Source organism: Streptomyces sp. NPDC058231, from assembly GCF_042882275.1.
Taxonomy (GTDB): Bacteria; Actinomycetota; Actinomycetes; order Streptomycetales; family Streptomycetaceae; genus Streptomyces.
Genome location: NZ_JBHVWN010000008.1, coordinates 14,373 through 37,858 on the forward strand (window position 1 = coordinate 14,373; position 23,486 = coordinate 37,858).

Annotated in this window: 21 protein-coding genes; 12 read left to right on the top strand and 9 right to left on the bottom strand. The window is 71.5% G+C overall.

Translation table 11 applies throughout. The annotated features are described in order from the left end of the window. The first annotated feature begins 365 nt into the window (after nucleotides 1-365). Together ACFVXE_RS07880 and ACFVXE_RS07885 are read left to right on the top strand one after the other, a co-directional pair. A complete protein-coding gene (locus ACFVXE_RS07880) occupies nucleotides 366-1,466 on the top strand; it encodes an ArsR/SmtB family transcription factor (protein ID WP_389670139.1) in 1,101 nt (366 codons plus the stop codon). A gap of 104 nt (nucleotides 1,467-1,570) precedes the next feature. Further along, complete coding sequence (locus ACFVXE_RS07885; RefSeq protein WP_389670140.1) at nucleotides 1,571-1,981, top strand: VOC family protein; 411 nt, start codon at nucleotides 1,571-1,573, stop codon at nucleotides 1,979-1,981. Between the two features lie 21 nt (nucleotides 1,982-2,002). Here the strand turns inward: ACFVXE_RS07885 and ACFVXE_RS07890 are convergent, their stop codons facing one another. The 3 genes from ACFVXE_RS07890 to nirB all read right to left on the bottom strand — a co-directional run bounded on the left by ACFVXE_RS07890 (nucleotide 2,003) and on the right by nirB (nucleotide 5,950). After that, nucleotides 2,003-2,932, bottom strand: coding sequence for an oxidoreductase (locus tag ACFVXE_RS07890; RefSeq protein ID WP_389670141.1), 930 nt, complete (start codon nucleotides 2,930-2,932; stop codon nucleotides 2,003-2,005). Nucleotides 2,933-3,005: 73 nt separating this feature from the next. After that, on the bottom strand, nucleotides 3,006-3,365 hold the full coding sequence (gene nirD / locus ACFVXE_RS07895; RefSeq protein ID WP_389670142.1) for a nitrite reductase small subunit NirD: 360 nt from the start codon (nucleotides 3,363-3,365) through the stop codon (nucleotides 3,006-3,008). Beyond that, entirely contained in the window at nucleotides 3,362-5,950 is a 2,589-nt protein-coding gene (gene nirB, locus ACFVXE_RS07900; RefSeq protein WP_389670143.1) for a nitrite reductase large subunit NirB, read from the bottom strand. The genes nirD and nirB overlap by 4 nt, the downstream gene beginning before the upstream one ends. Before the next feature lie 314 nt (nucleotides 5,951-6,264). Between nirB and ACFVXE_RS07905 the strand changes: the two genes are divergently transcribed. After that, nucleotides 6,265-7,050: a sulfite exporter TauE/SafE family protein gene (locus ACFVXE_RS07905; RefSeq protein WP_389670144.1), complete on the top strand. Its 786-nt coding sequence runs from the start codon at nucleotides 6,265-6,267 to the stop codon at nucleotides 7,048-7,050. 15 nt (nucleotides 7,051-7,065) lie between these two features. Here the strand turns inward: ACFVXE_RS07905 and ACFVXE_RS07910 are convergent, their stop codons facing one another. The 4 genes from ACFVXE_RS07910 to ACFVXE_RS07925 all read right to left on the bottom strand — a co-directional run bounded on the left by ACFVXE_RS07910 (nucleotide 7,066) and on the right by ACFVXE_RS07925 (nucleotide 10,560). Further along, nucleotides 7,066-7,692 carry a class F sortase gene (locus ACFVXE_RS07910; protein WP_389670145.1) on the bottom strand — a complete coding sequence of 209 codons (627 nt, stop codon included), beginning with the start codon at nucleotides 7,690-7,692 and terminating at the stop codon, nucleotides 7,066-7,068. Nucleotides 7,693-7,800: 108 nt separating this feature from the next. Next, on the bottom strand, nucleotides 7,801-8,874 hold the full coding sequence (locus tag ACFVXE_RS07915; RefSeq protein ID WP_389670146.1) for a hypothetical protein: 1,074 nt from the start codon (nucleotides 8,872-8,874) through the stop codon (nucleotides 7,801-7,803). 365 nt (nucleotides 8,875-9,239) lie between these two features. Beyond that, nucleotides 9,240-9,701: a DUF5990 family protein gene (locus ACFVXE_RS07920; RefSeq protein ID WP_389670147.1), complete on the bottom strand. Its 462-nt coding sequence runs from the start codon at nucleotides 9,699-9,701 to the stop codon at nucleotides 9,240-9,242. 67 nt (nucleotides 9,702-9,768) lie between these two features. Then, a complete protein-coding gene (locus ACFVXE_RS07925; protein ID WP_389670148.1) occupies nucleotides 9,769-10,560 on the bottom strand; it encodes an aminotransferase class IV family protein in 792 nt (263 codons plus the stop codon). A gap of 73 nt (nucleotides 10,561-10,633) precedes the next feature. Here ACFVXE_RS07925 and ACFVXE_RS07930 point away from each other — a divergent pair, with 73 nt between their 5' ends. Further along, on the top strand, nucleotides 10,634-11,248 hold the full coding sequence (locus ACFVXE_RS07930; protein ID WP_389670149.1) for an NADPH-dependent FMN reductase: 615 nt from the start codon (nucleotides 10,634-10,636) through the stop codon (nucleotides 11,246-11,248). A 63-nt stretch (nucleotides 11,249-11,311) separates the two neighbouring features. Here the strand turns inward: ACFVXE_RS07930 and ACFVXE_RS07935 are convergent, their stop codons facing one another. Continuing rightward, nucleotides 11,312-12,919, bottom strand: a complete 1,608-nt coding sequence (locus tag ACFVXE_RS07935) for a M4 family metallopeptidase (RefSeq protein ID WP_389670150.1) — start codon at nucleotides 12,917-12,919, stop codon at nucleotides 11,312-11,314. 232 nt (nucleotides 12,920-13,151) lie between these two features. Here ACFVXE_RS07935 and cutA point away from each other — a divergent pair, with 232 nt between their 5' ends. Together cutA and ACFVXE_RS07945 are read left to right on the top strand one after the other, a co-directional pair. Continuing rightward, complete coding sequence (gene cutA / locus ACFVXE_RS07940) at nucleotides 13,152-13,490, top strand: divalent-cation tolerance protein CutA (protein WP_389670151.1); 339 nt, start codon at nucleotides 13,152-13,154, stop codon at nucleotides 13,488-13,490. A 2-nt stretch (nucleotides 13,491-13,492) separates the two neighbouring features. Next, nucleotides 13,493-13,966: a gamma-glutamylcyclotransferase family protein gene (locus ACFVXE_RS07945; protein WP_389670152.1), complete on the top strand. Its 474-nt coding sequence runs from the start codon at nucleotides 13,493-13,495 to the stop codon at nucleotides 13,964-13,966. Between the two features lie 19 nt (nucleotides 13,967-13,985). Here the strand turns inward: ACFVXE_RS07945 and ACFVXE_RS07950 are convergent, their stop codons facing one another. Then, on the bottom strand, nucleotides 13,986-14,675 hold the full coding sequence (locus ACFVXE_RS07950; RefSeq protein WP_389670328.1) for a vancomycin high temperature exclusion protein: 690 nt from the start codon (nucleotides 14,673-14,675) through the stop codon (nucleotides 13,986-13,988). Between the two features lie 516 nt (nucleotides 14,676-15,191). On the opposite strand from ACFVXE_RS07950, the gene ACFVXE_RS07955 reads away from it, so the two are divergent. The 6 genes from ACFVXE_RS07955 (at nucleotide 15,192) to ACFVXE_RS07980 (ending at nucleotide 23,477) form a co-directional block, all read left to right on the top strand. After that, complete coding sequence (locus ACFVXE_RS07955; protein ID WP_389670329.1) at nucleotides 15,192-16,004, top strand: HAD family hydrolase; 813 nt, start codon at nucleotides 15,192-15,194, stop codon at nucleotides 16,002-16,004. A gap of 144 nt (nucleotides 16,005-16,148) precedes the next feature. Continuing rightward, nucleotides 16,149-17,066, top strand: a complete 918-nt coding sequence (locus ACFVXE_RS07960) for a sirohydrochlorin chelatase (protein ID WP_389670153.1) — start codon at nucleotides 16,149-16,151, stop codon at nucleotides 17,064-17,066. A gap of 36 nt (nucleotides 17,067-17,102) precedes the next feature. Beyond that, the gene (locus tag ACFVXE_RS07965) at nucleotides 17,103-18,413 is read left to right on the top strand and encodes a deoxyguanosinetriphosphate triphosphohydrolase (protein ID WP_389670154.1); all 1,311 of its coding nucleotides are present in this window, start codon (nucleotides 17,103-17,105) and stop codon (nucleotides 18,411-18,413) included. Between the two features lie 345 nt (nucleotides 18,414-18,758). Beyond that, nucleotides 18,759-20,018, top strand: a complete 1,260-nt coding sequence (locus ACFVXE_RS07970; protein ID WP_389670155.1) for an NAD(P)/FAD-dependent oxidoreductase — start codon at nucleotides 18,759-18,761, stop codon at nucleotides 20,016-20,018. A gap of 225 nt (nucleotides 20,019-20,243) precedes the next feature. Further along, nucleotides 20,244-22,148, top strand: a complete 1,905-nt coding sequence (gene dnaG, locus ACFVXE_RS07975) for a DNA primase (RefSeq protein WP_389670156.1) — start codon at nucleotides 20,244-20,246, stop codon at nucleotides 22,146-22,148. Between the two features lie 195 nt (nucleotides 22,149-22,343). After that, a complete protein-coding gene (locus ACFVXE_RS07980) occupies nucleotides 22,344-23,477 on the top strand; it encodes an RNA polymerase sigma factor (RefSeq protein ID WP_389670157.1) in 1,134 nt (377 codons plus the stop codon). Nucleotides 23,478-23,486: the final 9 nt, after the last annotated feature.

Genomic DNA, 23,486 nt, shown 5'->3' on the forward strand with positions numbered 1-23,486 from the left:
GGGGCCCAAGTCGTGTTTTGGGTTATGGCCGTTATCTTCTTTGTTTAATCTAAAAAATTTTCGGGGGGTTCCGGGCGCGGGGCGCCGCCCTTGGCCCCCCCATCCATGGGCCGCACCCGGCTTACCCCCGTCAGGCACGGAGCCGCACCATGCGCCGACCGCCGCAGAGCGAGCAAAACCCCCCACGGCCTTCACTCGCTCTTCCGGTCGGCTCAGGTTTTCGTACCCGACGTCGTACAGCTTTTCGGGTGCCGGGGGCCGGAGCGAGACGTTTCACCTCTGGCCGAAACCCCGTGGTGACGTCCTGTGACGGTCCGCATACCCTGATGCGGGGGGAAGTTGCGGGTGCAATAGGTGGGGGTTCGGTGCTGCGTATCCATGTGTCCGGGATGGACCTTTCCAAGGTGCGGATGGCCACCCGGCCGGACGCACTCTGGGAAACCATTCTGAGTTTCCACCGGCTGAGGGACCGGCGTGGCTCCACGGTCTTCGGGCAGTGGCGTACCGAAACCCGGCCCCGGTTGCACGGTGAGACCCGACTGCTGTCCGCCCTGGTGCCGTCCCGCGGCTACTTCCCGGACTTCCTCACGCCCGCCGGGCAGGCGGCCGGTGAGCCGTACGGTCTCGACGCAGGCCTGGAGGCGCTGCGCGACACCCCGCCCGAGCGGCTGCACACCGAGCTCGCCCTGCTGCCGGCGGGTCGTCCCGAGCCGGGACGGCCCGCACCCCTGGGCGGGCGGCCCGGTGGCGGACGCGGTGTGCGCAGCGGCGGGGTGCGGCCCGCGGGCGGACGCCCCGGCGGCGGGCGGGCGGGCCCGCCGGTCCGGCTGGACGCGCTCTCCGAGGGGCGTGCCGAACCCCTCGGGCGGCTCATCGCCGCGCTCCGTGGCTACCACAGCGCCGCCGTCGAACCGTACTGGCCGCACATCAGGGCCAGCGTCGAGGCCGACCGCGCGGTCCGAGGCCGCGCCCTGCTCGACGGTGGCGCCGACGAACTCCTCGCTTCCCTGGCGCCCGTGATCCGGTGGCGGGCCCCGGTGCTGGAGGCCGACTACCCCGTCGACCGCGACGTTCATCTGGACGGGCGGGGGCTGCTTCTCCAGCCCTCGTTCTTCTGCCGCTCCACCCCGGTCGTCTACCGCGACCCGAAACTCCCGCCGGTCCTCGTGTACCCCGTCACCCACTCCGCCGCCCCGGTCTTCGCCGAACGGGGCCCGGGCCCCTGGCTGGGCCGGCTCCTCGGCAACACCCGCTCCACCGTTCTCCAGACCATCGGCGACGGCTGCACGACCAGCGAGCTGGCCCGCCGGGCGGGGGTCTCCCTTGCCTCGGCGAGTCAGCACGCCTGTGTGCTGCGGGAGGCGGGACTCGTGCGCACCCTGCGGCACGGCAGTTCGGTCCTGCACACCCTGACCCCGCTCGGCGGTTCGCTCCTGCGGGGCGGCGCACCGCTCGCGCTGTCATGATGGCCGGGAAGTTTTCTTCGCCGCCCGCGATGAGTTCGGCGGCCGCCTGCCGTCTACCCCTCGAAGGCGCCCCGACGGCGCGCCACCGGAGAGAAGAGACAGTCATGCCCCAGATGATCTTCCTGAACCTGCCGGTCAAGAACCTGGAGACGACGAAGGGCTTCTTCGGCAAGCTCGGTTTCTCGTTCAACCCGCAGTTCAGCGACGAGAACACCGCGTGTCTCGTCATCAGTGACACGATCTTCGCGATGCTCCTCACCGAGCCGCGCTTCAAGGAGTTCACCAAGAAGGAGATCGTCGACGCGTCGAAGTACACCGAGGCGCTGTTCGCCCTGAGCGCGGAGAGCCGGGAGAGGGTCGACGAGCTCGTCGACACGGCGCTCGCCTCCGGCGGGTCGCCCGCCAACGAGACGGTGGATCAGGGATTCATGTACGGCCGTTCCTTCCAGGACCCGGACCACCACATCTGGGAGGTCGTCTGGATGGACCCGGCCGTGGTCCAGGACCAGGGCTGAGCGCTGCATCCGTCGCGTGCGTCAGCCGGTGAGTCCGGGCCAGGTCACCCCCGTGAGCTGCTCCGACGCCACCCACAGCCGCTCGCCCGCCACATCGTCGAGCGTCCAGCGTGTCCGCCGGGACGGGGCGGGCGCACCCCGCCAGCCCAGCAGCTTCGGACCGGTGAAGGAGTCGGGGCGCACGCCGGGCGCGGTGGCCGCGTACAGCGTCGGCAGCGCACCGGACGACGCGGGCTGGGCGATGATCCGGTTGCCGAGTTCGAAGACCCGCGCAGCCGCCCTGCGGTTCTCCATCCGCGCGCCCGCGGTCTGCAGATTGGTCGCCGCGTAACCGGGGTGGGCAGCGGCGGCCACGAGGCCGGAGCCGGCCGCCGCGAGCCGGCGCGACAGTTCATGGATGAAGAGCAGGTTCGCGGTCTTCGAGCGCCCGTAGGCGATCCAGCGGCGGTAGTTGTGCTCGCTGTTGAGGTCACCGATGTCGATGTCGGACACGGCGTGCATCGCGCTGGACACACTCACCACCCGGGCCCCGGGGGTGCCGAGCAGCTTCGGCAGGAGCAGGCCGGTGAGGGCGAAGTGCCCGAGGTGGTTGACCCCGAACTGGGCTTCGAAGCCGTCGGCCGTCCTCCCGTACGGCAGGGCCATCACCCCCGCGTTGTTGATCAGCAGGTCCAGCCGGTCGGACGGGTACGAGGCGGCGAACTCCCGCACCGAGGAGAGGTCGGCGAGGTCCAGTGGCACGAACTCCGCCTCCGCGCCCGGCACGGCCGCCCGGACGCGTGACTCGGCCTCCTTGCCGCGGTCCTTGTCACGGCAGGCGAGCAGCACACGTGCGCCGCTGCGCGCCAGCTCGCGTGCCGTGATCAGCCCGATGCCGCTGTTGGCTCCGGTGATCACGGCCGTACGGCCGCTCTGGTCGGGGATGTTGCTCGCGTTCCAGCCCTGGCTCATGGATCAAGCGTACGGCCGGGAGCGGTTGGCCGGAATCGGCCGCCGGACGGTCCCGTCACCTCAGGCCGCTCCGTCAGGCGGCGCGCACCGCGTAGACCGGGACCGATACCTCGTCGTCGTCCAGGCAGACCCCCGTCGCCAGATCGAAACGCTGCTTCAGCAGGGGAGAGGCGACGAAGGGCCGTCCCCCGGACGAACCGGTCAGGCCGCGCGAGAGGACGTACGCCCCGGTGAACGGGTCCCGGTTGTCGATCGCGTACGCGCGCCCGGCCCGGTCCACGAAGAGCGCGACCTGACGACCGTCCGGGAGGAGCGCGGCGACGCCGCGGCCCGGGGTCAGCCGCGACAGCTCGCAGACCGTGAACCAGCCTTCTCCGTCGGCGAGCTGGACCATCGCGGTCTGCCGCGCCGTCACCGTCGTCTGAGTGGTCATCGGGAAGTGGTCCCTTCGAGAGTGCGGACGGCGAGCACCGGTCCGGCGAGGATCTCCAGGTCGGGCCTGACCTGGTCGCGTTCCGGGACGAATTTCACCGACGGGTCGGGTGCGTCCGGTGCGTTGACGAACGTGACGAAGCGGCTCAGCCGCTCCGGGTCGTTGATCGTCTCGGCCCATTCGTCGCGGTAGCCGGCGACATGGTCCGCCATCAGCCGCTCCAGCTCGTCGCAGAGCCCGAGCGTGTCGTGGACGACGACGTCCCGTACGTGGTCGAGACCGCCCTCGATGCGGTCCAGCCAGGTCGAGGTGCGCTCCAGGCGGTCGGCGGTGCGGATGTAGAACATCAGGAACCGGTCGATGAGGCGGACCAGTTCGGCGTCGGAGAGATCCTGGGCCAGCAGATCCGCGTGGCGCGGTTCGGCGCCGCCGTTCCCTCCGACGTACAGGTTCCAGCCTCCGACCGTGGCGATGATGCCGAAGTCCTTGCCGCGGGCCTCCGCGCACTCCCGGGCGCAGCCGGAGACCGCCGACTTCAGCTTGTGCGGCGAACGCAGCCCGCGGTAGCGCAGCTCCAGGTCGATCGCCATCTTCACCGAGTCCTGCACGCCGTACCTGCACCAGGTCCGCCCCACACAGGACTTGACCGTGCGCAGCGACTTTCCGTAGGCGTGCCCGGACTCGAACCCGGCGTCCACCAGACGTGTCCAGATCAGCGGCAGCTGGTCGACCCGGGCGCCGAACAGGTCGATCCGCTGACCACCGGTGATCTTCGTGTAGAGGCCGAAGTCGCGGGCGACCTCGCCGATCACGATCAGCTTCTCCGGGGTGATCTCGCCCCCGGGAATGCGCGGCACGATCGAGTACGAGCCGTTGCGCTGCAGATTGGCCAGGAAGTGGTCGTTGGTGTCCTGCAGGGCGGCCTGCTCGCCGTCCAGCACGTACCCGCTCGCACCGACCGTCGGCGCCAGCGAGGCGATGACCGAACCGACGGTGGGCTTGCAGACCTCGCAGCCGTCCCCGCCGCGCGCCGTCTCCCGACCGTGCGAGTCGAGGAGTTCGGCGTACGACGTGACACCGAGGGTGCGGACGATCTCGTACAGCTCGCTCCGGGTGTACGGGAAGCAGCCGCACAGGCCCCTGTCCTCGCTCTGCGGCATCAGCTGCCCGATCACCTTGACGCAACTGCCGCAGCCGGTACCGGCCTTGGTGCACTTCTTCACCTCGGGCAGCGTGGTGTGCGCGCAGATCGCGCCCTTGGTCACGTTGTGGCAGGAGCAGATCACGGCCTCGTCCGGCAGGGCGGACGGGCCGAGCGTGACCGGGCCGCCCGCGCCGGCCGGCAGCACCAGCTGCTCCGGCGCGACCGGCAGGACAGTGCCGGTCATCGGCCGCAGCGTCCCGTACTGGTCGGCGTCCCCGATCAGCACCCCGCCGAGCAGCGTGCCGTCCCGGCCGATCACCAGCTTCTTGTAGACGCCGGAGCGGGAGTCCGCGTACACCACGTCGAGGCAGCCCTCGGCCGTGCCGTGCGCGTCGCCGAAAGACGCCACGTCCACCCCGAGCAGCTTCAGTTTCGTCGAGAGATCGGCGCCGGTGAACGCCGCCCGCCCGCCCGCGATCACCTCGGCGGCGGTCTGCGCCATCTCGTACCCGGGTGCGACGAGTCCGTACACCCGGCCGTCGGAGGCCAGCGCGCACTCGCCGATCGCGAAGACCGCCGGGTCCGAGGTACGGCACTCCGCGTCGATGATGACGCCGCCGCGCGGCCCGACCGCCAGGCCGCAGTCGCGGGCCAGCTGGTCCCGGGGGCGTACACCCGCGGAGAAGACCACCAGGTCGGTGGCGAGCGACGAACCGTCGGAGAGCGACATGCCGTTCACCGCGCCGTCCGCGCCCGCGGTGACCTCCTGTGTGCCGACGCCCGTGTGCACGGTCAGACCCATGGACTCGATGGTGCGCAGCAGCGCCGCGCCCCCGCCCTCGTCGACCTGTACCGGCATCAGCCGGGGCGCGAACTCCACGACGTGGGTGTCGAGCCCCAGCCCCTTCAGGGCCCCCGCCGCCTCCAGCCCCAGCAGCCCGCCGCCGACGACCGCACCGGTCGTCGCCGTCCTCGCGTACTCCTCGATCGCGAGGAGGTCCTCGATGGTGCGGTAGACGAAGCAGCCGTCGGAGTCCTTGCCGGGGACCGGTGGAACGAACGGGTACGAACCGGTGGCCAGCACGAGGGTGTCGTATGCGAAGGTCTCCCCGGACCGCGCGGTGACCGTGCGGGCCCCGCGGTCGAGGGATTCGGCGGGGTCGCCCAGGTACAGCTCGAAGCCGTGCCGTTCCATGAAGCCGGGCTCGACGAGCGAGAGATCGTCCGGGGTCCGCCCGGTGAAGTACGAGGTCAGCTGGACCCGGTCGTAGGCGGCGCGCGGCTCTTCGCAGAGCACGACGACCCGGGCCGTGCCCGCGGCCGCGGTCAGACCGCGCTCGGCGAGTGCCTCGAGGAACCGCTGGCCCACCATTCCGTGCCCGACGACCACGATCGTCGGGACGGCGGAGACACGGTCGGTCGGGGGCGTGGACACCGGCATCTCAGAGACCTCCGTCGTCGGTGAGCAGGTGGAGCAGGGACGTACGGGCGGGGAGCCGTGCGCCCGCCGTCCCGGCGCAGGTCGCCACCGCATGCGCCGCGTCCTCCGTCCGTGTCTTCATGGTGAGAAGCGTGCGCGGACGGTGTTACCCGACCGGATCCCCGCTGTTTCCCGGGAGGAACCTTGCGCTCAGCGTCTCCGGAAGGGGCCTGTGAGGGCCGCGGACGCCCGGAACCTCAGAGTTGGCTCAACTTTCCGGCGATCCCGCAGAGACAGTTGGACGGGACACGTATCGCCTTCATAAAGTCGTGGGCATGCCCGAGATAACCCTGACCACCCTCGTTGTCCTCTGCCTCGCCGCAGCCGCCGCGGGCTGGATCGACGCGGTGGTGGGCGGCGGCGGGCTGCTCCTGCTGCCCGCGCTGCTGCTCGGCCTGCCGCACGTCCCGGCCGCGCATGTCCTCGGCACCAACAAGGCGGTCGCCATCGTCGGCACGTCGGGCGCCGCCGTGACATACGTCCGCAAGGCGCCGGTGAAGGTCGGGACGGCTCTGCGGATCGGGCTCATGGCACTGGCCGGGTCGATGACCGGCGCCTTCTTCGCGGCAGGGATCAGCAGCGACGTACTCCGTCCGGTGATCATGGTGGTGCTGCTGGCGGTGGCGGCGTTCGTGATGCTGCGGCCGCAGTTCGGCAAGCAGGCGGCCGCGGTCGCGGACCGCAGGGTCACCCGGGCCCGTGCCGTCACCGCGATCGCTCTGGTCGGCGGTGGCATCGGCTTCTACGACGGCCTCTTCGGCCCGGGCACCGGCACATTCCTGGTGCTCGCGCTGACCGCCGTACTCCACCTCGACCTGGTGACGGCGTCCGCCACCGCCAAGATCGTCAACGTCTGCACCAACGCCGGCGCGCTCGTGATGTTCGCCTACCAGGGCAGTGTGATGTGGCAGCTGGCCGCGCTGATGGCGGTGTTCAACCTGGCGGGCGGGCTGCTCGGCGCGCGGATGGCGCTGCGCAAGGGCAGCGAGTTCGTCCGCGGCGTCCTGCTCGTCGTGGTGTTCTCGCTGGTCGCGAAGCTCGCCTTCGACCAGTGGGCGTGAGCGGCGCGGTTCCCGTCAGCGCACGCCGGTGAGGTGCGCGTACGCGACCACATTGCCCTGATAGCCGGTGGTCGGCGAGAACCCGCCGCCACAGGTGATCAGCCGCAGCGAGGCGAACGGCGAGGCGCCGTAGACCCGCCGGTCGGGGAAGTTCTTGTTCGCGTACACCTCGATGGCGTCGAGCGCGAAGACGGCGGTGTGCCCGTCCTGGCGGAGCACTTCGACGGTGCTTCCCTTGGCCAGGGAGCCCAGGTCGTAGAAGACGGACCGTCCCTGGGCGTTGTCGACATGGCCGGCGATGAGCGCGGTGCCCTTGGCGCCCGGCGGGGTGCCGTTCTTGTACCAGCCGACGAGGTTGCGGTCCGCGGCGGGCGGCACGTCGAGACTGCCGTCGGGCCTGAGTCCGAGCCGGACCATCGGGGCGTCCACCTTGATGCTGGGGATGCGGAGCCGTACGGGCTCCGAGGGCCGCAGCGGGTCGGCCATCGGCGAGCCCGGCTGCACTTCGGGCCCTCCCGCGGCGAAGGCCTGGGCAACGGCCGGCTGCGGCGGCACCACCACGGTTCCGGCGCCGTTCCGGATCAGCCAGATGCCGAACAGTGCCGTGATGGCGACCAGCCAGCCCTTGGCCTTCTGGGACACGGGTGTTCCTCCGGGGTGGGTAGGAATGGGGATGAGATGGGTCCCGTCCCGGCGGCGCGAGGCCACCGGGACGGAATCCTGGCGGTACGGGGGCGTGTATACGTCCCGTCAGCTGTCCGCCTGCGTGCCGCTCGCCCGACGACGCAGGAGCCAGGCTCCGCCGACGGCGGACGCGGCGAGAACGCCGACACCCGCCGCGATCTGGGTGGTGTCCGGGCGGACGCTGCCGCCGACACCAGTGTTGACGTGCCCCGAGGGGGAGGAGGGCAGGGCGGAGCCGTCGCGGCCGGAGCCGCCGCCCGAATCGAGTCCGTTGCCGTTGCCCGTGCCGCGTCCGCCGTTCCCGGTGTCGCGTCCGTTGCCGTTGCCGTTGCCGTTGCCGGTGCCGTGTCCGCCGTTCCCGGTGTCGCGTCCGTTGCCGTTGCCGTTGCCGTTGCCGGTGCCGTGTCCGCCGTTCCCGGTGTCGCGTCCGTTTCCGTTCCCGGTGTCCCGTCCCGAATCACGGCCGTTGCCGTTGCCGTTGCTGTGTCCGCCGTTCCCGGTGTCGCGTCCGGTGTCCCGTCCGTTTCCGTTTCCGTTCCCGGTGTCCCGTCCCGAATCACGGCCGTTTCCGTTCCCGGAATCACGTCCCGTGTCACGCCCGGAGCCGTTCCCGGTGTCCCGTCCGCTCTCGTTCCCGCCAGGGTTGTCCAGCCCGAACGGGACCTGGTTCCCCAGGAGTGAGCCGACCCCGCTGGTCAGGTCGTCGAGGGAAGGAGTGTCGCGCTGGGTGCCCGGGTCGTCGTCGCCGGAAACGTCGTCCTCCGTGCTCTTCGCCGCCTTCACCTGAAGGGTTCCGGTGGCTCCCTTTCCGTTCTCGCAGGACACATCGACGCTGTACGGGCCGGAGTCGGTCTTCTTCGGCACCGTGAACGTGCCGACCACCACCTCCTTGCGGGTGTCCGACGCCAGCCCGAAGGTTCCCGCTTCCAGGGAGTTCGCATCCCCGGTGGCCTTCGCGTCGTTCCCGCAAGCGGTGGTGGCCGCCGTGACCGTGGTGCCCGGTGCCGCGCTCGTCGGGGATATCTCCAGCTGCTCACGGTCTCCTGCGAACGCGGACGGCGCGGCGGCGGAGAGGCCGAGCGCTGCAGTGGCGAGCGCCGCGGCGGCGGCGCCGGTCACGAGGCGGGCAGGACTACGCATGAGGGTTTCCTCCGAGCAAAGGCGCTGGCGGGTGTCTCCTTGATTCGTAGCTAACGGTCGGCTCGCCGCCCATGCCTGTTGACGCCCAGTCAGCTTTCACCCGACCGGTCCGGGCGGACTCCTTCGCCGAAAGTCATGTGTGCAGGTCACGGCCGGTTTGGGGAGGGGTGAGGTCCGTCCCGCGGCGCACCGTGCCGATCGAGTGACGAGCTGCGGAAAGTGAGTGGCGTACATCACATGCATGACCTCGGCGGTCCCGGGCACATGGATGACACCCCCCACGGGACGGCCTTCCCCCCGCCGCCCCCGCCGCCGCTCCTGCCGGACCCACCCCCCCTGGGCCCGGCAGGAGCGGTTCCTCTGTGTCATCCCGGGGCGGCGGCGGACCAGATGACGGCCGGCGGCCGGACCCGGGCGCAGAGCGGGCGCCCCTCGGCATCGCTCAGGCGCAGTCGTGCGGTGAGATGTCCGGAGCGTACGGCGGCTTCGAGCACGGCCGGATCGATGTCGTCGAACATCAGCTTGGCCCGCCGGATCATGGAGAAGACCCCGCCGTCGTCCACGCTGCCCCACGACAGATAGACGAAGCGCCCGCCGAGCCGGTTCTGCACGTACGGACCGGTGACGGCGACGCCGTCACCGTCCGATGTGGCGGTGCAGTCCAGCGTCCAGGTGGCCGACGGGGCGTCGCCGGGGTGCAGGCCGAGCAGTTCGCCGGGCCTGTCCTTGCCCTGCACGCCGACATGGATGTTCTCGGCGCCGGGGAAGCCGCTGCCGGGCCCGCAGCTGCGGCCGGGGAGGTCCGAGCCCTCGATGTGGATCTGCATGCGCCCCATGCTCCACCCTGGCGCGCCGGAGCGTCCCGGGGAGTCCCGGAACCGTGCGCGAGCCGGCTCAGACGGTGTCCCAGGGGGCCGTCCCGTACGCGAGGGCCACCCGCTCCATCAGCTCGCCGTCGACCGTGAACTCCGTGTCGTCGATCCGCCGGACCGGTGCGATGCCCTGGGAGTTGGTGAGGAACGCCGACCGGTAGGCGCCGATCCCGTCCAGCGTCACCGGGCGCCGCGCGGACTCCAGCCCGACGCCCGGGAGCTGCTGCTGCAGCAGGGCCATGGTGATGCCGTGCAGCGACGGCGCGGCGGGCCAGACGACCGAAGTGCCGTCCCAGAAGGCGATGTTGGTGATCGCCCCCTCCGTCACCGCCCCGTCCGGCGCGGTCAGCAGTGCCTCGTCGAAGCCGGAGCGCGCGGCGAGCCGCCCGTAGTAGGTCTGGCCGAACTCGCCGGGACGCTTGATGTGCGGCACGGTGCGGGCATAGGGGACGGACATCAGGCTGTGCGGTTCGGCGGACTTCTGTGCCGGTCCGCGCACCGTGACCATGACGGTCGTCGCCGTCTCGTCCGGCGGGAGGAAGGCGTACACCCGGGTCGACGCGTCCCGTAGTCCCGCGCCGTCCAGGGCGTGCCGGACGAGGTCGCGCAGCCGTTCCCCGTCGAGCCCGTGGCCGAACAGTTCCTGGTTGGCGGAGTCCAGCCGGGCCAGATGGAGGTCGAGGCCGCGCACCCTCCCGCCCCTGACCTGCATGGCGGTGAAATGGCCGTAGCCGGCGAAGGCGGGGATCCGGAGATCCGCCTCGGTGGCTGCGTGGCCGTTGAACTCGGCGTACAGGGGTGCGGCGGTCGTCATGTGCCCACCGTATGCCGGGCGGTCGAACGAGTGCACTTGACCTCAACCTTGGTTGACATATGAGCCTCGTCGCATGGACCTCACCACACCTGCATCCTCCGCACCCGGCACGGGACCCCTGAACGTCGCGGTCGTCCTGGCGAGCAACCGCGAGGGCCGTTTCGCGCCCGTCGTCGCCGACTGGTTCCTCTCCCGCGCCGCCGGCCGCCCGGAGATCGAGACCGACCTCGTCGATGTCGCCGAACTCGACCTGCCGTTCGCCCTCACCCCTCGCCCGGATCCCGCCGCACAGGCCCGCCTGGCGCGGGTCTCGGCACGGCTCTCCGCCGCCGACGCCTTCGTCGTCGTCACTCCCGAGTACAACCATTCCTTTCCGGCTCCGCTGAAGAACCTCATCGACTGGCATCACGCCGAATGGCAGGCCAAGCCCGTCGCCTTCGTCTCGTACGGGGGAGTGTCGGGCGGGCTGCGGGCCGTCGAGCACCTCCGCCAGGTCTTCGCCGAGCTGCACGCCGTCTCCATCCGCGACACCGTCTCGTTCCACAACGCGGGCACGCTCTTCGACGACGAGGGCAGGCACCGGGACCCGGTGGCCGTCGATGCGGCGGCGAAGACGCTGCTCGACCAGCTGGTCTGGTGGGGGCGCGGGCTGCGGGACGCCAGGTCGGTCCGTCCGTACGGCGGCTGACGGGGCGCCGGGCGGAACACGGGCGGGTCCCGGAGCGCGCCTTGCTCCGGGACCCGCTCCGGGTCAGCCGACCGACACTGCCGACCAGGCCGCGGCCACCGCGTTCTGCTCCGCGCTGCCGGCCCCGTACAGGTCCTTCGCCGCGTCGAGCGTCGCGGTGCGGGCGCCCGCGTACTTGGTGGAGGACGTCATGTGGACGGTCAGTGCCCGGTACCAGATCTTGCCGAGCTTGTCCTTGCCGATGCCGCCCAGCGTCGCCCCGTTGCACGTGGTGCCGTTGTGCTGGACCCCGCCGATGGTCTTCGGGCCGCTGCCCTCGGCCAGCAGATAAGCGAAGTGGTTGGCGACACCGGACGAGTAGTGCACATCCAGGCTGCCGACCGACGAACTCCAGCAGTCCGCCGAACTGCCGTCCTTGGAGGGCTGGTCCATGAACCTCAGCGCGGCCTTGCCGAAGCCGGGCTTCACGAGCTTCTCGCCGATGAGGTAGTCACCCGGGTCCTGCGCGTTGTTCGCGTGGAACTCCACCAGCGTGCCGAAGATGTCGGAGGTCGCCTCGTTGAGCCCGCCCGACTCGCCCGAGTAGGTGAGATTCGCGGTCTTCGACGTCACGCCGTGCGACATCTCGTGCCCTGTCACGTCCAGCGCGACCAGCGGACCGAAGGTGGTGCCGTCACCGTCGCCGTACGTCATGCAGAAGCAACTGTCGTCCCAGAACGCGTTGTTGTACTTGTTCCCGTAGTGCACCCGGTTGTACGAGCCCTTGCCGTCGCCGGCGATGCCGTTCCGGCCGTGCACGTCCTTGTAGTAGTCCCAGGTCGTGTCGGTGCCGTACTGGGCGTCGGCCGCCGCTGATGCCCGGTCCGAGGTGGTGCCGTTGCCCCAGTGGTTGTCGGCGTCGGTGAACAGTGCCGCGGGCGCCCGGCTCCAGCAGATGGAGAGGATGCAGCTGTCGGTCTTGTTCTGGGCGTCGCCGGAGTAGGTGTTGCCGCGCGTCGCGTCCTTGAGCTGGTACGTCGATCCCGACAGCGTGGTCTCCAGCGGGACCGTGCCGCTGTAGAGCGACCGTCCGTCGCCGCTCGCCGTCTCCAGGCTGTCCCAGGCGTCGATCTGCCGGCCGGTGCGCGCGTCGGTGATCACGACGCGGGCGACGGGGTTGCCCAGTGAGTCCTTCCCGGCGGCCTCGGTGCGCCAGGCCAGCCTGGGCGCGCCGTGCAGGGCGTCCACGACGAGCTGCGGGCGGGCCGCGACCTTGAGGAGCTTCTCGCCGCGGTGGGCGGAGCGCAGGGCGGCCGTGCCCAGGTCGGCGGCGCTCGGTGCGGAGAGCGACGGGGTCACGGTCGGCACGGCGAGGTCGCCGCGGACGGCCCGGTCGGCGCTCCGGTACGCGCCGTCGGGGGCGAGATGGACGACGAAGTCGCCGCCGAGGACCGGCAGATGACGGAAGGTGCGGTCGTAGCGCACATGCTGGCTGCCGTCCTTGTCGACGACCACGTCGCGCACCGCGGTGCCCTGGGCGGCGGTGAGGCCGAGGGCGGTGGCATGCCCGGTGAGTGCCGCAGCGGCGTCACGGACGGCGGTGGCGCGGCTAGGGACCGGATGGCCGGCCGCGGCCGCGCCCGCGGTGGCGGTGAGGGTGGAGGCCAGCAGGGTGACAGCGGCGGCGGCCATGCCGAGGGGTGTGCGGCGTGATGCATGCCGGATCGATCTCATCGGACTCCTCGGAGTGCGTGGGGGCGAAGGCGGTCTGAGCTCGCCTCAGATTTAAGGGTTCATGACATGTCATGTCCATACCGCACGGGTGATGGAGGAGGACACGGCACCGAACCGCCCCGACAATCGACGAGAAGGACACGCCGCGGGCACAGGATCCGTGGAAACCGAAGAGTTGAGGAGACCGACGATGACGTCGCCGGCATGGCTGACCGTACTGACCACCACGGACAGCGAGGAGAAGGCCCACTCACTCGCCCAGGGGGCCGTGGAGGCAAGGCTCGCCGCATGCGCGCAGATCTCCGCGCCCGTCACCTCCGTCTACCGGTGGCAGAACGCCATCGAGACCTCCGAGGAGTGGCAGGTGCTGTTCAAGACCACGGCCGAGCGCTACGACGAGCTGGAGGAGCACCTCCAGGCGGCACACGACTACGACACCCCGGAGATCATCGCCGTGCCGGTGGTGCGCGGCAGCGCCCGCTACCTCGCCTGGCTGGCGGCGGAGACCGCCCCCGTCACGGCCCTCTGACCGTGCCCGGGACCGCCCCCGAACTGCCCTTCTTCGTCTACGGGACGCTGCTGCCCGGCGAACCCAACCACGACCTGTTCCTGCGCGGCCGGGCAGTCGCGGAACAACCGGCCCTGCTGCCAGGAGCCCTGCTCTACGAGGGCCCCGGATACCCGTACGCGATCGAGGGCCACGGCACCGTGCACGGCGTCCTCGTCACCGCGGCCCCCGGGGCCGGCGCGGAGCTGCTCGCACGCCTCGACCGGCTGGAGCGTTACCTCGGCGCGGGACACCCGGACAACCTGTACGAGCGGGTGGTCAGAGAGGTCCGTCTCCAGGCCGGGAGGCGGACCGGCACAGGCGCAGGCACCGGCACCGGGACATCCCGCGCCTGGGTCTACCTCGCGGCCGCTTCCGTCACCCGCTCCCTGCGAACCCGCGGCACACCCGTTCCCGGCGGCAACTGGCTCACCCGGCGGCCTCCGTCGGGGCGGTGAGCGCGCCGGGCCGCCGCTCTCATCGCCGACGGTCCGCCAGCGCCTTCCCCACCCCGTGCTCCGCGGGCCCCAGGAAGTGCGGATCCGGTCTGAAGACCACGTCCAGCGCCGCCTTCCCCGCCGCGAACATCTCCCGCGTCCCGCCGTAGTACCAGGTCACGTCGTGCCTGGCGTCGACCCCGACCCCGTACGCGTCGATCCCCGCGGCCCGGCAGAGCGCGATCGCCCGGCGGATGTGGAACCCCTGGCTCACCAGCACGGCCCGGTCCACCCCGAAGATCTTCTTGGCCCGCACACAGGAGTCCCAGGTGTCGAAACCGGCGAAATCGCTGACGACCCGCCGGTCGGGCACGCCGTGCGCGACGAGGAACGCGCGCATCGCATCGGGCTCGTCGTAGTCCTCGCGGCTGTTGTCGCCGGTCACCAGCACGACCCTCACCTTGCCGTCCCGGTAGAGCTCGGCGGCGGCCCGCAGCCGGTTCGCGAGGTACGCCGACGGCTTCCCGTCCCGCAGCCCCGCCCCGAACACCACGGCCACCTGCTGCGCGGGCGCCTCCGCGGTCGTCCTGACCCGGGCGTCGGCGGTGGTGTACAGCCACGTCGCGGGCGCCAGCCCCAGCACACAGGCGGCCATCACCCCCTGCACCGCCCATCGCTGCGCCCGCCGCGTCCGCGGCAACCGTGGCCGCAGCCGTCCGAGCCGCCCCATCCGTTGCGACCGCTTCCCCCGCATCGGAGCCCCCTGTTCAGTGTCGGTGCGTTACCTGACCTGACGAGCGGAAGGGCGGAAGGGTTCTGCCTCCTGGCGTTTTCCTCGCCCGGCGCGCCGGGCATCATGACACCCATGAACCGATCGAGTGCCTCCGTCGGCACCCAGGAGTGGGTGACCATCGCCGAGTACGAGAACCTGAAAGGCTGCCCGCACCCGGCGGCCGCCGTGCGTACGTGACTACGGGACCGAGGCATCGACTGGATGCCGTTCCCTCCCGATGACGTGTACTTCGACCTGGCCTGCGGCCCGGGGCCCGACGGCCGCTGGCACGGGTGGTTCACCGTCCACGTCCGCGCAACGGCTCTGTCTCCCCTGGGGCTTCACCCGGATCAGCCCTGGTCGCTGCCGAAGTCGCCGTCGCCACCGCGCTGGTGGCACGAGGCGGCGGAGCGCGCCCTGCACGCGTCACGTCCGCATCCCGGCCAGTAGCATCGTCCGGTGCTGCTTCCCCGCCTGATCGCCTCCGACCTCGACGGCACTCTGCTGCGCCGAGACGGCTCCCTGTCGCCCCGCACCCTCCGCGCCCTGCGCGCGGCCGAGGCCGCCGGGGCGGAGATCGTCGTCGTCACCGCCAGGCCTCCCCGGTTCGTCGACCGGCTCGCCGACGCGGCCGGCCTGGCGGGCACGGCGGTGTGCAGCAACGGCGCGCTCGTCTACGACCTGGGGACGCGTACGGTCGTCTCCTCCCGCGCGCTGTCCGTCAGCGTCGCCCGGCGGGTGGCCACCGCGGTCGCGGCGGCCGTGCCCGAGATCGGCTTCGCCCTGGAGACCGGCAACCAGGTGCTCTACGAACCGGCGTACCGGATGCGGTTCTCCGAGGACGAGGGCGCCGAGCTGCCCGTACCTTCACTGGCGGACCTGTGGCTGACCGACGTACCCGTCACCAAGCTGCTCGCCTGGTCCGACCGGCTCGACGCCGACACACTGCTGGACGCCGCCCGCGAAGGGGCGGGCGCGGCGGGCAGCGAGGTGCAGTTCACCCACTCCGGCGGACGGGGGCTCCTGGAGATCAGCGCCTCCGGCGTCACCAAGGCGGGCACCCTCGCCGAACTCTGCGCCGCGCGGGGGATCGACGCCTCGGAGGTCATCGCCTTCGGTGACATGCCCAACGACCTGACCGTCCTCGGCTGGGCGGGCACCGGCTACGCCATGGGCAACGCCCACCCGGCCGTACTGGCTGCCGTACCGGAGCACACGGTGTCCAACGAGGAGGACGGCGTCGCGCACGTCCTGGAACGCGTCTTCGGACTGCCGCCCGCTCCCTGACACCCCGGCTCCCGCCCCACCTCTGACGCCCCCGGCTCCCGCGCCGTGCCCCTGACACCGGCGACGGCCTCCCCGTGAGCCCGTGGCAAAGACCCGTCACCCCTGCGCAACGACCCGGCAACCTGCGCCCGGCACCATCGGTCCATGACGGAGTCGGCATCGGCACACCCTCGTGAATCCCTGCCTCTCGACAGCACGGCGCAACTGTTGTCCCGCATCACCGCACAGCTCGGCACCCAGCTCAGCCATGTCTCCCTGAACGGAACGCGCAGATTCATGCACCCGCCCGCGCAGCCCGCACCGGGCGCAGCCCCTGCCCTCGTCGCCGTCGCCCACGGCAGCCGCGATCCGCGGGCGCTGCGTACGGTCGTGAAGCTGCTGGACCGGGTGCGCGAACTCCGCCCCGGACTGGACGTCCGGCTCGGGCACATCGAGCTGAACGAACCGCTCCTGCCGGGCACCCTCGCCGGTCTGGGGACCGGTGAAGCCGTGCTGGTACCCCTGCTGCTGGGCCGCGGTCACCACGTCAAGCGCGACATACCGGCGGCGGCCGCGGCCGTACCCGCCCTGCGGACCACGGTCGCCGCGCCGCTCGGGCCGCATCCGCTGCTCGTGGAGGCGCTCCACGGCCGGCTCGTCGAAGCGGGCTGGCCCGCCGGGGAGACCGACGTCCGCGGCGCCGCGGTGGTCCTCGCCGCCGCCGGTTCACGCGATCCCGACTCGGCCTGCGACACCCGCCGCACCGCGCGGATGCTCAGCGAGCGGCTCGGCGGTGTTCCCGTGGTCCCCGCGTACGCCTCGGCCGCCACCCCCACCGTGCCGGTCGCCGTGCGAGCCCTCGCCGCCCGCGGCAGCCACCGGATCGCCGTCGCCTCGTACTTCACCGCGCCCGGACGCTTCGCGACGGCCGCCGCCGATGCCGCCCCCTGGATCGCCGCGCCCCCGCTCGGCGCCCATCCGGCGATGGCGCGGCTGCTCCTGCACCGGTACGACCGGGCAGTGGCCGACGCGCTCCCGGCGCACGAAGCCGTGATGAACGGCCATCTCCTGGCGTCAGCCTGAGCGACCTTGTCGGTCCGGCCGTTTACTGTCGGAACCATGGACGGTACGCAGGGCACAAAGGAACACGGCAGCGCGCCCTATGGTGCGGCCGACGCCGAGCGCTGGGACACCGAGCCCGACAAGCGGCCCGGCCGAACCGCCTTCCAGCGGGACCGCGCCCGCGTGCTGCACTCCGCGGCGCTGCGCAGACTCGCCGGGAAGACCCAGGTCGTCACGCCCGGAACCCGCAGCCTCGCCTGGGACGCCAGCCCCCGGACCAGGCTCACGCACTCCCTGGAATGCGCTCAAGTCGGACGGGAACTCGGCGCCGCACTCGGCTGCGACCCCGATCTGGTCGAGACCGCATGCCTGGCGCACGATCTGGGACACCCGCCGTTCGGCCACAACGGCGAACAGGCGCTCAACGACTTCGCCTCGGACTGCGGCGGTTTCGAGGGGAACGCGCAGTCGTTGCGGCTGCTGACCCGGCTCGAACCGAAGCGGTTCGTCCGCGACGTGCAGACCGGTGAACTGGCCAGCGTCGGACTCAACCTGACGCGTGCGGCGCTCGACGCCGCCACCAAGTACCCGTGGCCGCGCGGCGCCCACCCCACCGACCCGGACTCACCGAAATTCGGGGTGTACGAGGACGACCTGCCGGTCTTCCACTGGGCCCGTAAGGGCGCACCGCAGGACCGCAAGTGCTTCGAGGCCCAGGTGATGGACTGGTCCGACGACGTCGCGTACTCGGTGCACGACTTCGAGGACGGGCTGCACGCCGGCCACATCGACCCCGACTGCCTCTTCTCCGAAGCCGAGCGCCAGGACATCTGGGACGTCGCGATCGGACGGTACGTCCCGGCCGACACCGACCCGCAGGAGCTGGCCGACGCCCTCGACCGGCTCGTCGCCCAGGACTGGTGGCCGCACGGCTACGACGGGTCCGCCGTCGCCCAGGCCCGGCTGAAGGACGCGACGAGCCAGCTGATCGGCCGGTTCTGCTTCGCCGCCGAGACCGCCACCCGGCGTGCGTACGGGACCGGCCGCCTCGGCCGGTACGCGGCCGAGCTCGTCGTCCCGCGCGGGGCACGCTCCGAATGCGCGGTGCTGAAGGCGGTGGCCGACCGCTATGTGATGCAGCGCGCGGAGCAGGAGGCGATCCGCGCCGACCAGCGGATCATCATCGCCGAACTGGCGGCGGCGCTGACCGCACGTGCCCCGGAGGGACTGGAACCGCAGTTCCGCGCCCTGTACGACCAGGCGCCCGACGACCGTTCCCGCAAGCGGGTCCTGGTCGACCAGATCGCCGCCCTCACCGACGCCTCGGCCCGCTCCCTGCACGTCTCGCTCACCTCGCGGGGGCGGTGAGGGCCGCCGTGCCCCTGACGGCCGCTCGCGACCGCCCCGGCATCTCCCGAGGCGGCGGGCGCGGCGGCGGCCACCGGTCGAGCCGCGCCGCAGATGATGTGCTGGGTACACATTCCGCACTGCGCAGGGGAGCCGGGCCCGCCGTGAGCACAGCACACCCCATGCCCCGGTCCGCGGGTGGCGGCTGCGCGGGGACCCTGCCCCGCGCGGTGGCGGCCCGGCCGGCAGACAGACCTGTGACCACTGGGTGTGACCTGATCGGGGTACACCCTCTTTCGTCATCACGCTGCGTGCGGGACGCTCGCAGTCGGCGACGCCGCGCAGCAAGCACAGAGGAGGCATCAAGTGGTCGACGCACATCGGACGTTCGTCATCGTGGGCGGAGGGCTGGCAGGAGCGAAGGCAGCCGAGACACTCAGGTCGGAGGGGTTCAGCGGCCGGGTGATCCTCGTCGGCGACGAGCGCGACCATCCGTACGAACGGCCGCCCCTCTCCAAGGGCTATCTGGCAGGCAAGGAGGAACGCGACAGCGTCTTCGTCCATGAGCCTGCCTGGTACGCCGGCGCCGACGTGGAACTCCACCTGGGCACGCCCGTCACCTCGATCGACCGCGAGGCGCGCTCCGTGGAACTCGGCGACGGCACGGTCGTCCACTACGACAAACTGCTGCTCGCCACCGGGGCCGAACCGCGCCGTCTCGACATTCCCGGCACCGACCTGGCGGGCGTCCACCACCTGCGCCGCCTCGCCCACTCGGACCGGCTGAAGAACGTGCTGTCCGCGCTCGGCCGCGACAACGGCCATCTGGTGATCGCCGGGGCCGGCTGGATCGGCCTGGAGGTCGCCGCGGCGGCCCGTGGATACGGCGCCGAGGTCACCATCGTCGAACCGGAGTCGACCCCGCTGCTGCGGGTCATCGGCCCGGAACTCGGCCAGATCTTCACCGAGCTCCACAGCGACCAGGGCGTCCGCTTCCACTTCGGCGTCAGGCTCACCGAGATCATCGGCCAGGACGGTCTGGTCCTCGCCGTCCGCACCGACGACGGCGAGGAACACCCCGCCCACGACGTCCTCGCCGCGATCGGCGCCGCCCCGCGCGCCGCCCTCGCCGAAGCCGCGGGCCTCGACCTCGCCCCCCGCGGCGACGGCGGCGGCATCGCCGTCGACGCGTCGCTGCGCACCTCCGACCCGCACATCTACGCGGCCGGGGACGTCGCCAACGTGCGGCACCCGCTGCTCGGCATCCCGCTGCGCGTGGAGCACTGGGCGAACGCGCTGAACAGCGGCCCGGCCGCGGCCCGGGCCATGCTCGGCCAGGAGGTGAGCTACGACCGGGTTCCGTACTTCTTCTCCGACCAGTACGACCTGGGGCTCGAGTACTCGGGCTGGGCCCCGCCGGGCTCGTACGACCAGGTCGTCATCCGCGGCGACGCGGGCAAGCGTGAGTTCATCGCGTTCTGGCTGACGGACCGCAGGGTGCTGGCCGGGATGAACGTCAATGTGTGGGATGTCACCGAGACCGTGCAGGAACTGATCCGCTCCGGCCGGCAGATCGACCCGGACGCGCTCGCGAACCCGTCCGTACCGCTGGAGTCCCTGATCTGAGCCGGGCGGCCGGTGCTGCGTCGCGGTCGGTCCCCGGTCCGGGGACCGTCCGTGATCCAGCGCGCGGCGGATCAGCCGTGCAGCCGTCGGGAGGCGGCGGCCCGGCGTCCGCCGGCGGTGCCACGCCCACGACCGGAACCGTCCCCCGCGGCACGCCCGCCCCCGGTTCCGCGGATCACAGCGGTGGGCAGCATGGCTTCCGTCCTTCACCCGTAGACTTCACCCGTGGCAGGCAGGATCAATGACGACGATGTGAAGGCGGTCCGGGACGCGGTCCCGATCGACGCCGTCGTTTCCGAGTACCTGCAGCTGCGGAACGCGGGCGGAGGCAACCTCAAGGGGCTCTGCCCGTTCCACGACGAGAAGTCCCCCTCCTTCCAGGTCAGTCCGAGCAAGGGTCTCTTCCACTGCTTCGGCTGCCAGGAGGGCGGCGACACGATCGCCTTCGTGATGAAGATCGACCACCTCTCCTTCTCGGAGACGGTCGAGCGCCTCGCCGCCAAGGCGGGTATCACCCTGCGGTACGAGGAGGGCGGCTACAACCCCTCCCACCAGCGCGGCGAGCGGATCCGGCTGGTCGAGGCGCACAAGGTCGCCGCGCAGTTCTACGTGGAGCAGCTGGACGGCCCCGAGGCCGAGATCGGCCGGAAGTTCCTCGCCGAGCGCGGCTTCGACCAGGCGGCGGCCGCCCACTTCGGTGTCGGCTACAGCCCGGCCGGCTGGGACCACCTCACCCGCTACCTCCGAGGCAAGGGGTTCAGCGACAAGGAGCTGATCACCTCAGGCCTCTCGCAGGACGGCCGCCGCGGCCCCATCGACCGCTTCCGCGGCCGGCTGATGTGGCCGATCAGCGACACCTCGGGCGAGGTCGTCGGGTTCGGCGCCCGCAAGCTCCGCGACGACGACAACGGCCCGAAGTACCTCAACACCCCCGAGACCGCGATCTACAAGAAGTCGCAGGTGCTGTACGGGATCGACTTCGCGAAGAAGGACATCGCCAAGGCCAGCCGGGCCGTCGTCGTCGAGGGCTACACCGACGTCATGGCCTGCCATCTCGCCGGGATCACCACCGCCATCGCCACCTGCGGCACCGCCTTCGGCGGCGACCACATCAAGATCCTCCGCCGCCTCCTGATGGACAACGGCAGCGCCCGGGTGATCTTCACCTTCGACGGTGACGCGGCCGGCCAGAAGGCCGCCCTGCGCGCCTTCGAGGACGACCAGAAGTTCGCCGCGGAGACGTACATCGCGATCGCCCCGGACAACATGGACCCGTGCGATCTGCGCCTCGTCAAGGGCGACGAGGCGGTCCGGGAGCTGGTCGAACCCCGTACCCCGCTCTTCGAGTTCGCGCTCCGCCAGATCGTCGGCCGGTACGACCTGGAGACCCCGGCGGGTCGTGCCGCCGCGCTCGACGAGGCGGCGCCCGTGGTCGCCAAGATCAAGACGAGCAGCGTGCAGCGCGAGGTCGCCGTCCAGCTGGCCGGTTTCGTCGGCATCCTGGACCAGGAGTACGTCGTGCGCCGGGTCGCCCAGCTGGCCCGCTGGGCCCGTGACCGCGGCGACCGGGGCGGCCCCGCACCGGCGCCCTCCCGCGGCGGCCCGCAGCGCGGGATGCAGGCCCCCGCCGCCCACTCGGGCCCCGCGCTCAACCTTCGCAGCCCCGCCCATCGCACCGAGCGCGAGCTGCTCAAGCTCGCCCTGCAGAAGCCCGCCCTGGTCTCCCCGGCCTTCGACGCCTATGGGATCGACGAGTTCACCGCCCCGCCCTACGCCGCGGTGCGCCAGTGCATCGCGGAGGCGGGCGGCGCCGAACAGGGCCTCGCCGACAATCGCGAGTACCTGGTCGCCGTCCTCGGCGCGGCGCCCGACGACACCGTGCGCAAGCTGGTCACCGAGCTCGCCGTCGAGGTCTTCCACGGCAAGTCCATCGACGAGGCGTACGCGGGCGAGCATCTGGTCAAGGTCCGGCTGCGCGCCGTGGACCGCCGGATCAACGACGTCCAGGGCAGTCTCACCCGCCTCGGCAGCAATGTGGCCCCGGACCACCTGGCGGCCGCGCAGAACGAGGTCTGGGTGCTGCAGCAGTACGCCCAGTCCCTGCGCAACAGCGGCGCCGACGCACTCTGACAGATCCTGATCGTTCCCTCCGGTAATCGACCGGTTACGGAACGGACTCAGAAAGTCCGCGCACGCCCCTCGTGGCGGTGATGTGTCTTACCCCACACTGGGTGGCGGTGCCTGAGTCATCGGAGCGCGGTCGGCCCACTGCACGGTGGGCTTCCATCCCCGCGATCCGGCAGCGATCACCTGGAGGTCGCCCCCGTGCAGACCCGGACCGTGACCACAACCGAGCGTGTCTCGGACGTTCCCGCGCAGCACCGGGCCGTGCGCCGTCCGGAGGCCGCGGTGGGCCCGCCGACACCCGAACCAGTGCGGCCTTCCGAAGAGCCCGGAGCGCCCGGAGTACCCGAAGCGGCTGATGTCATGGAAGAGAAGGCGGAGCTGCCCGAACCGCCGGAGCCACGCGGCCGCCCGGACACCGGCGGTACGTCATCCGACCTCTTCCGGCAGTATCTGCGGGAGATCGGACGCATCCCGCTGCTCAGCGCCGCCGACGAGGTGGAGCTCGCCCGCCGGGTCGAAGCGGGCCTCTTCGCCGAGGAGCGGCTCGCGGGCACCCCGGACCCGGACTCCCGACTCGCCGTCGACCTCGACCGTCTGGTCGTCATGGGGCGGATGGCGAAGCGCCGGTTGATCGAGGCGAACCTGCGGCTCGTCGTCTCCGTCGCCAAACGCTACGTGGGCCGCGGACTGACGATGCTCGATCTGGTGCAGGAAGGGAACCTCGGCCTGATCAGGGCGGTGGAGAAGTTCGACTACGCCCGGGGCTACAAGTTCTCGACGTACGCGACCTGGTGGATCCGGCAGGCCATGTCCCGCGCCCTGGCCGACCAGGCACGGACCATAAGGGTCCCGGTCCATGTGGTCGAGCTGATCAACCGCGTGGTACGCGTCCAGCGCCGGATGCTCCAGGAACGCGGCTACGAGCCGACGCCGGAAGAGGTGGCCGCCCAGCTCGACCTGACGCCGGAACGGGTCGGTGAGGTGCTGCGGCTCGCCCAGGAACCCGTCTCGCTGCACGCGCCGGTCGGCGAGGAGGACGACGTCGCGCTCGGCGATCTGATCGAGGACGGCGACGCGGCGTCACCCGTGGAATCCGCCGCCTTCCTGTTACTGCGCGAGCACCTCGACGCGGTGCTCTCCACCCTGGGCGAGCGGGAACGGAAAGTGGTCCAGCTGCGCTACGGGCTGGCCGACGGGCGGCCCCGCACACTCGAGGAGATAGGCCGGATCTTCGGCGTGACACGCGAACGCATCCGCCAGATCGAATCCAAGACTCTCAACAAGCTGCGGGACCATGCCCTCGCCGACCAGCTCCGCGGCTACCTGGACTGACCCCCGGGG

Coding starts and splice junctions, on each gene's coding strand:
- nirD (WP_389670142.1), bottom strand. CDS start 3,365: ATGACCACTCAGACGACGGTGACGGCGCGGCAGACCGCGATGGTCCAG.
- ACFVXE_RS07965 (WP_389670154.1), top strand. CDS start 17,103: ATGGACGGTACGCAGGGCACAAAGGAACACGGCAGCGCGCCCTATGGT.
- nirB (WP_389670143.1), bottom strand. CDS start 5,950: ATGCCGGTGTCCACGCCCCCGACCGACCGTGTCTCCGCCGTCCCGACG.
- ACFVXE_RS07915 (WP_389670146.1), bottom strand. CDS start 8,874: ATGCGTAGTCCTGCCCGCCTCGTGACCGGCGCCGCCGCCGCGGCGCTC.
- cutA (WP_389670151.1), top strand. CDS start 13,152: ATGACGTCGCCGGCATGGCTGACCGTACTGACCACCACGGACAGCGAG.
- ACFVXE_RS07905 (WP_389670144.1), top strand. CDS start 6,265: ATGCCCGAGATAACCCTGACCACCCTCGTTGTCCTCTGCCTCGCCGCA.
- ACFVXE_RS07925 (WP_389670148.1), bottom strand. CDS start 10,560: ATGACGACCGCCGCACCCCTGTACGCCGAGTTCAACGGCCACGCAGCC.
- ACFVXE_RS07935 (WP_389670150.1), bottom strand. CDS start 12,919: ATGGCCGCCGCCGCTGTCACCCTGCTGGCCTCCACCCTCACCGCCACC.
- ACFVXE_RS07885 (WP_389670140.1), top strand. CDS start 1,571: ATGCCCCAGATGATCTTCCTGAACCTGCCGGTCAAGAACCTGGAGACG.
- ACFVXE_RS07960 (WP_389670153.1), top strand. CDS start 16,149: ATGACGGAGTCGGCATCGGCACACCCTCGTGAATCCCTGCCTCTCGAC.
- ACFVXE_RS07890 (WP_389670141.1), bottom strand. CDS start 2,932: ATGAGCCAGGGCTGGAACGCGAGCAACATCCCCGACCAGAGCGGCCGT.
- ACFVXE_RS07920 (WP_389670147.1), bottom strand. CDS start 9,701: ATGCAGATCCACATCGAGGGCTCGGACCTCCCCGGCCGCAGCTGCGGG.
- ACFVXE_RS07930 (WP_389670149.1), top strand. CDS start 10,634: ATGGACCTCACCACACCTGCATCCTCCGCACCCGGCACGGGACCCCTG.
- ACFVXE_RS07950 (WP_389670328.1), bottom strand. CDS start 14,675: ATGGGGCGGCTCGGACGGCTGCGGCCACGGTTGCCGCGGACGCGGCGG.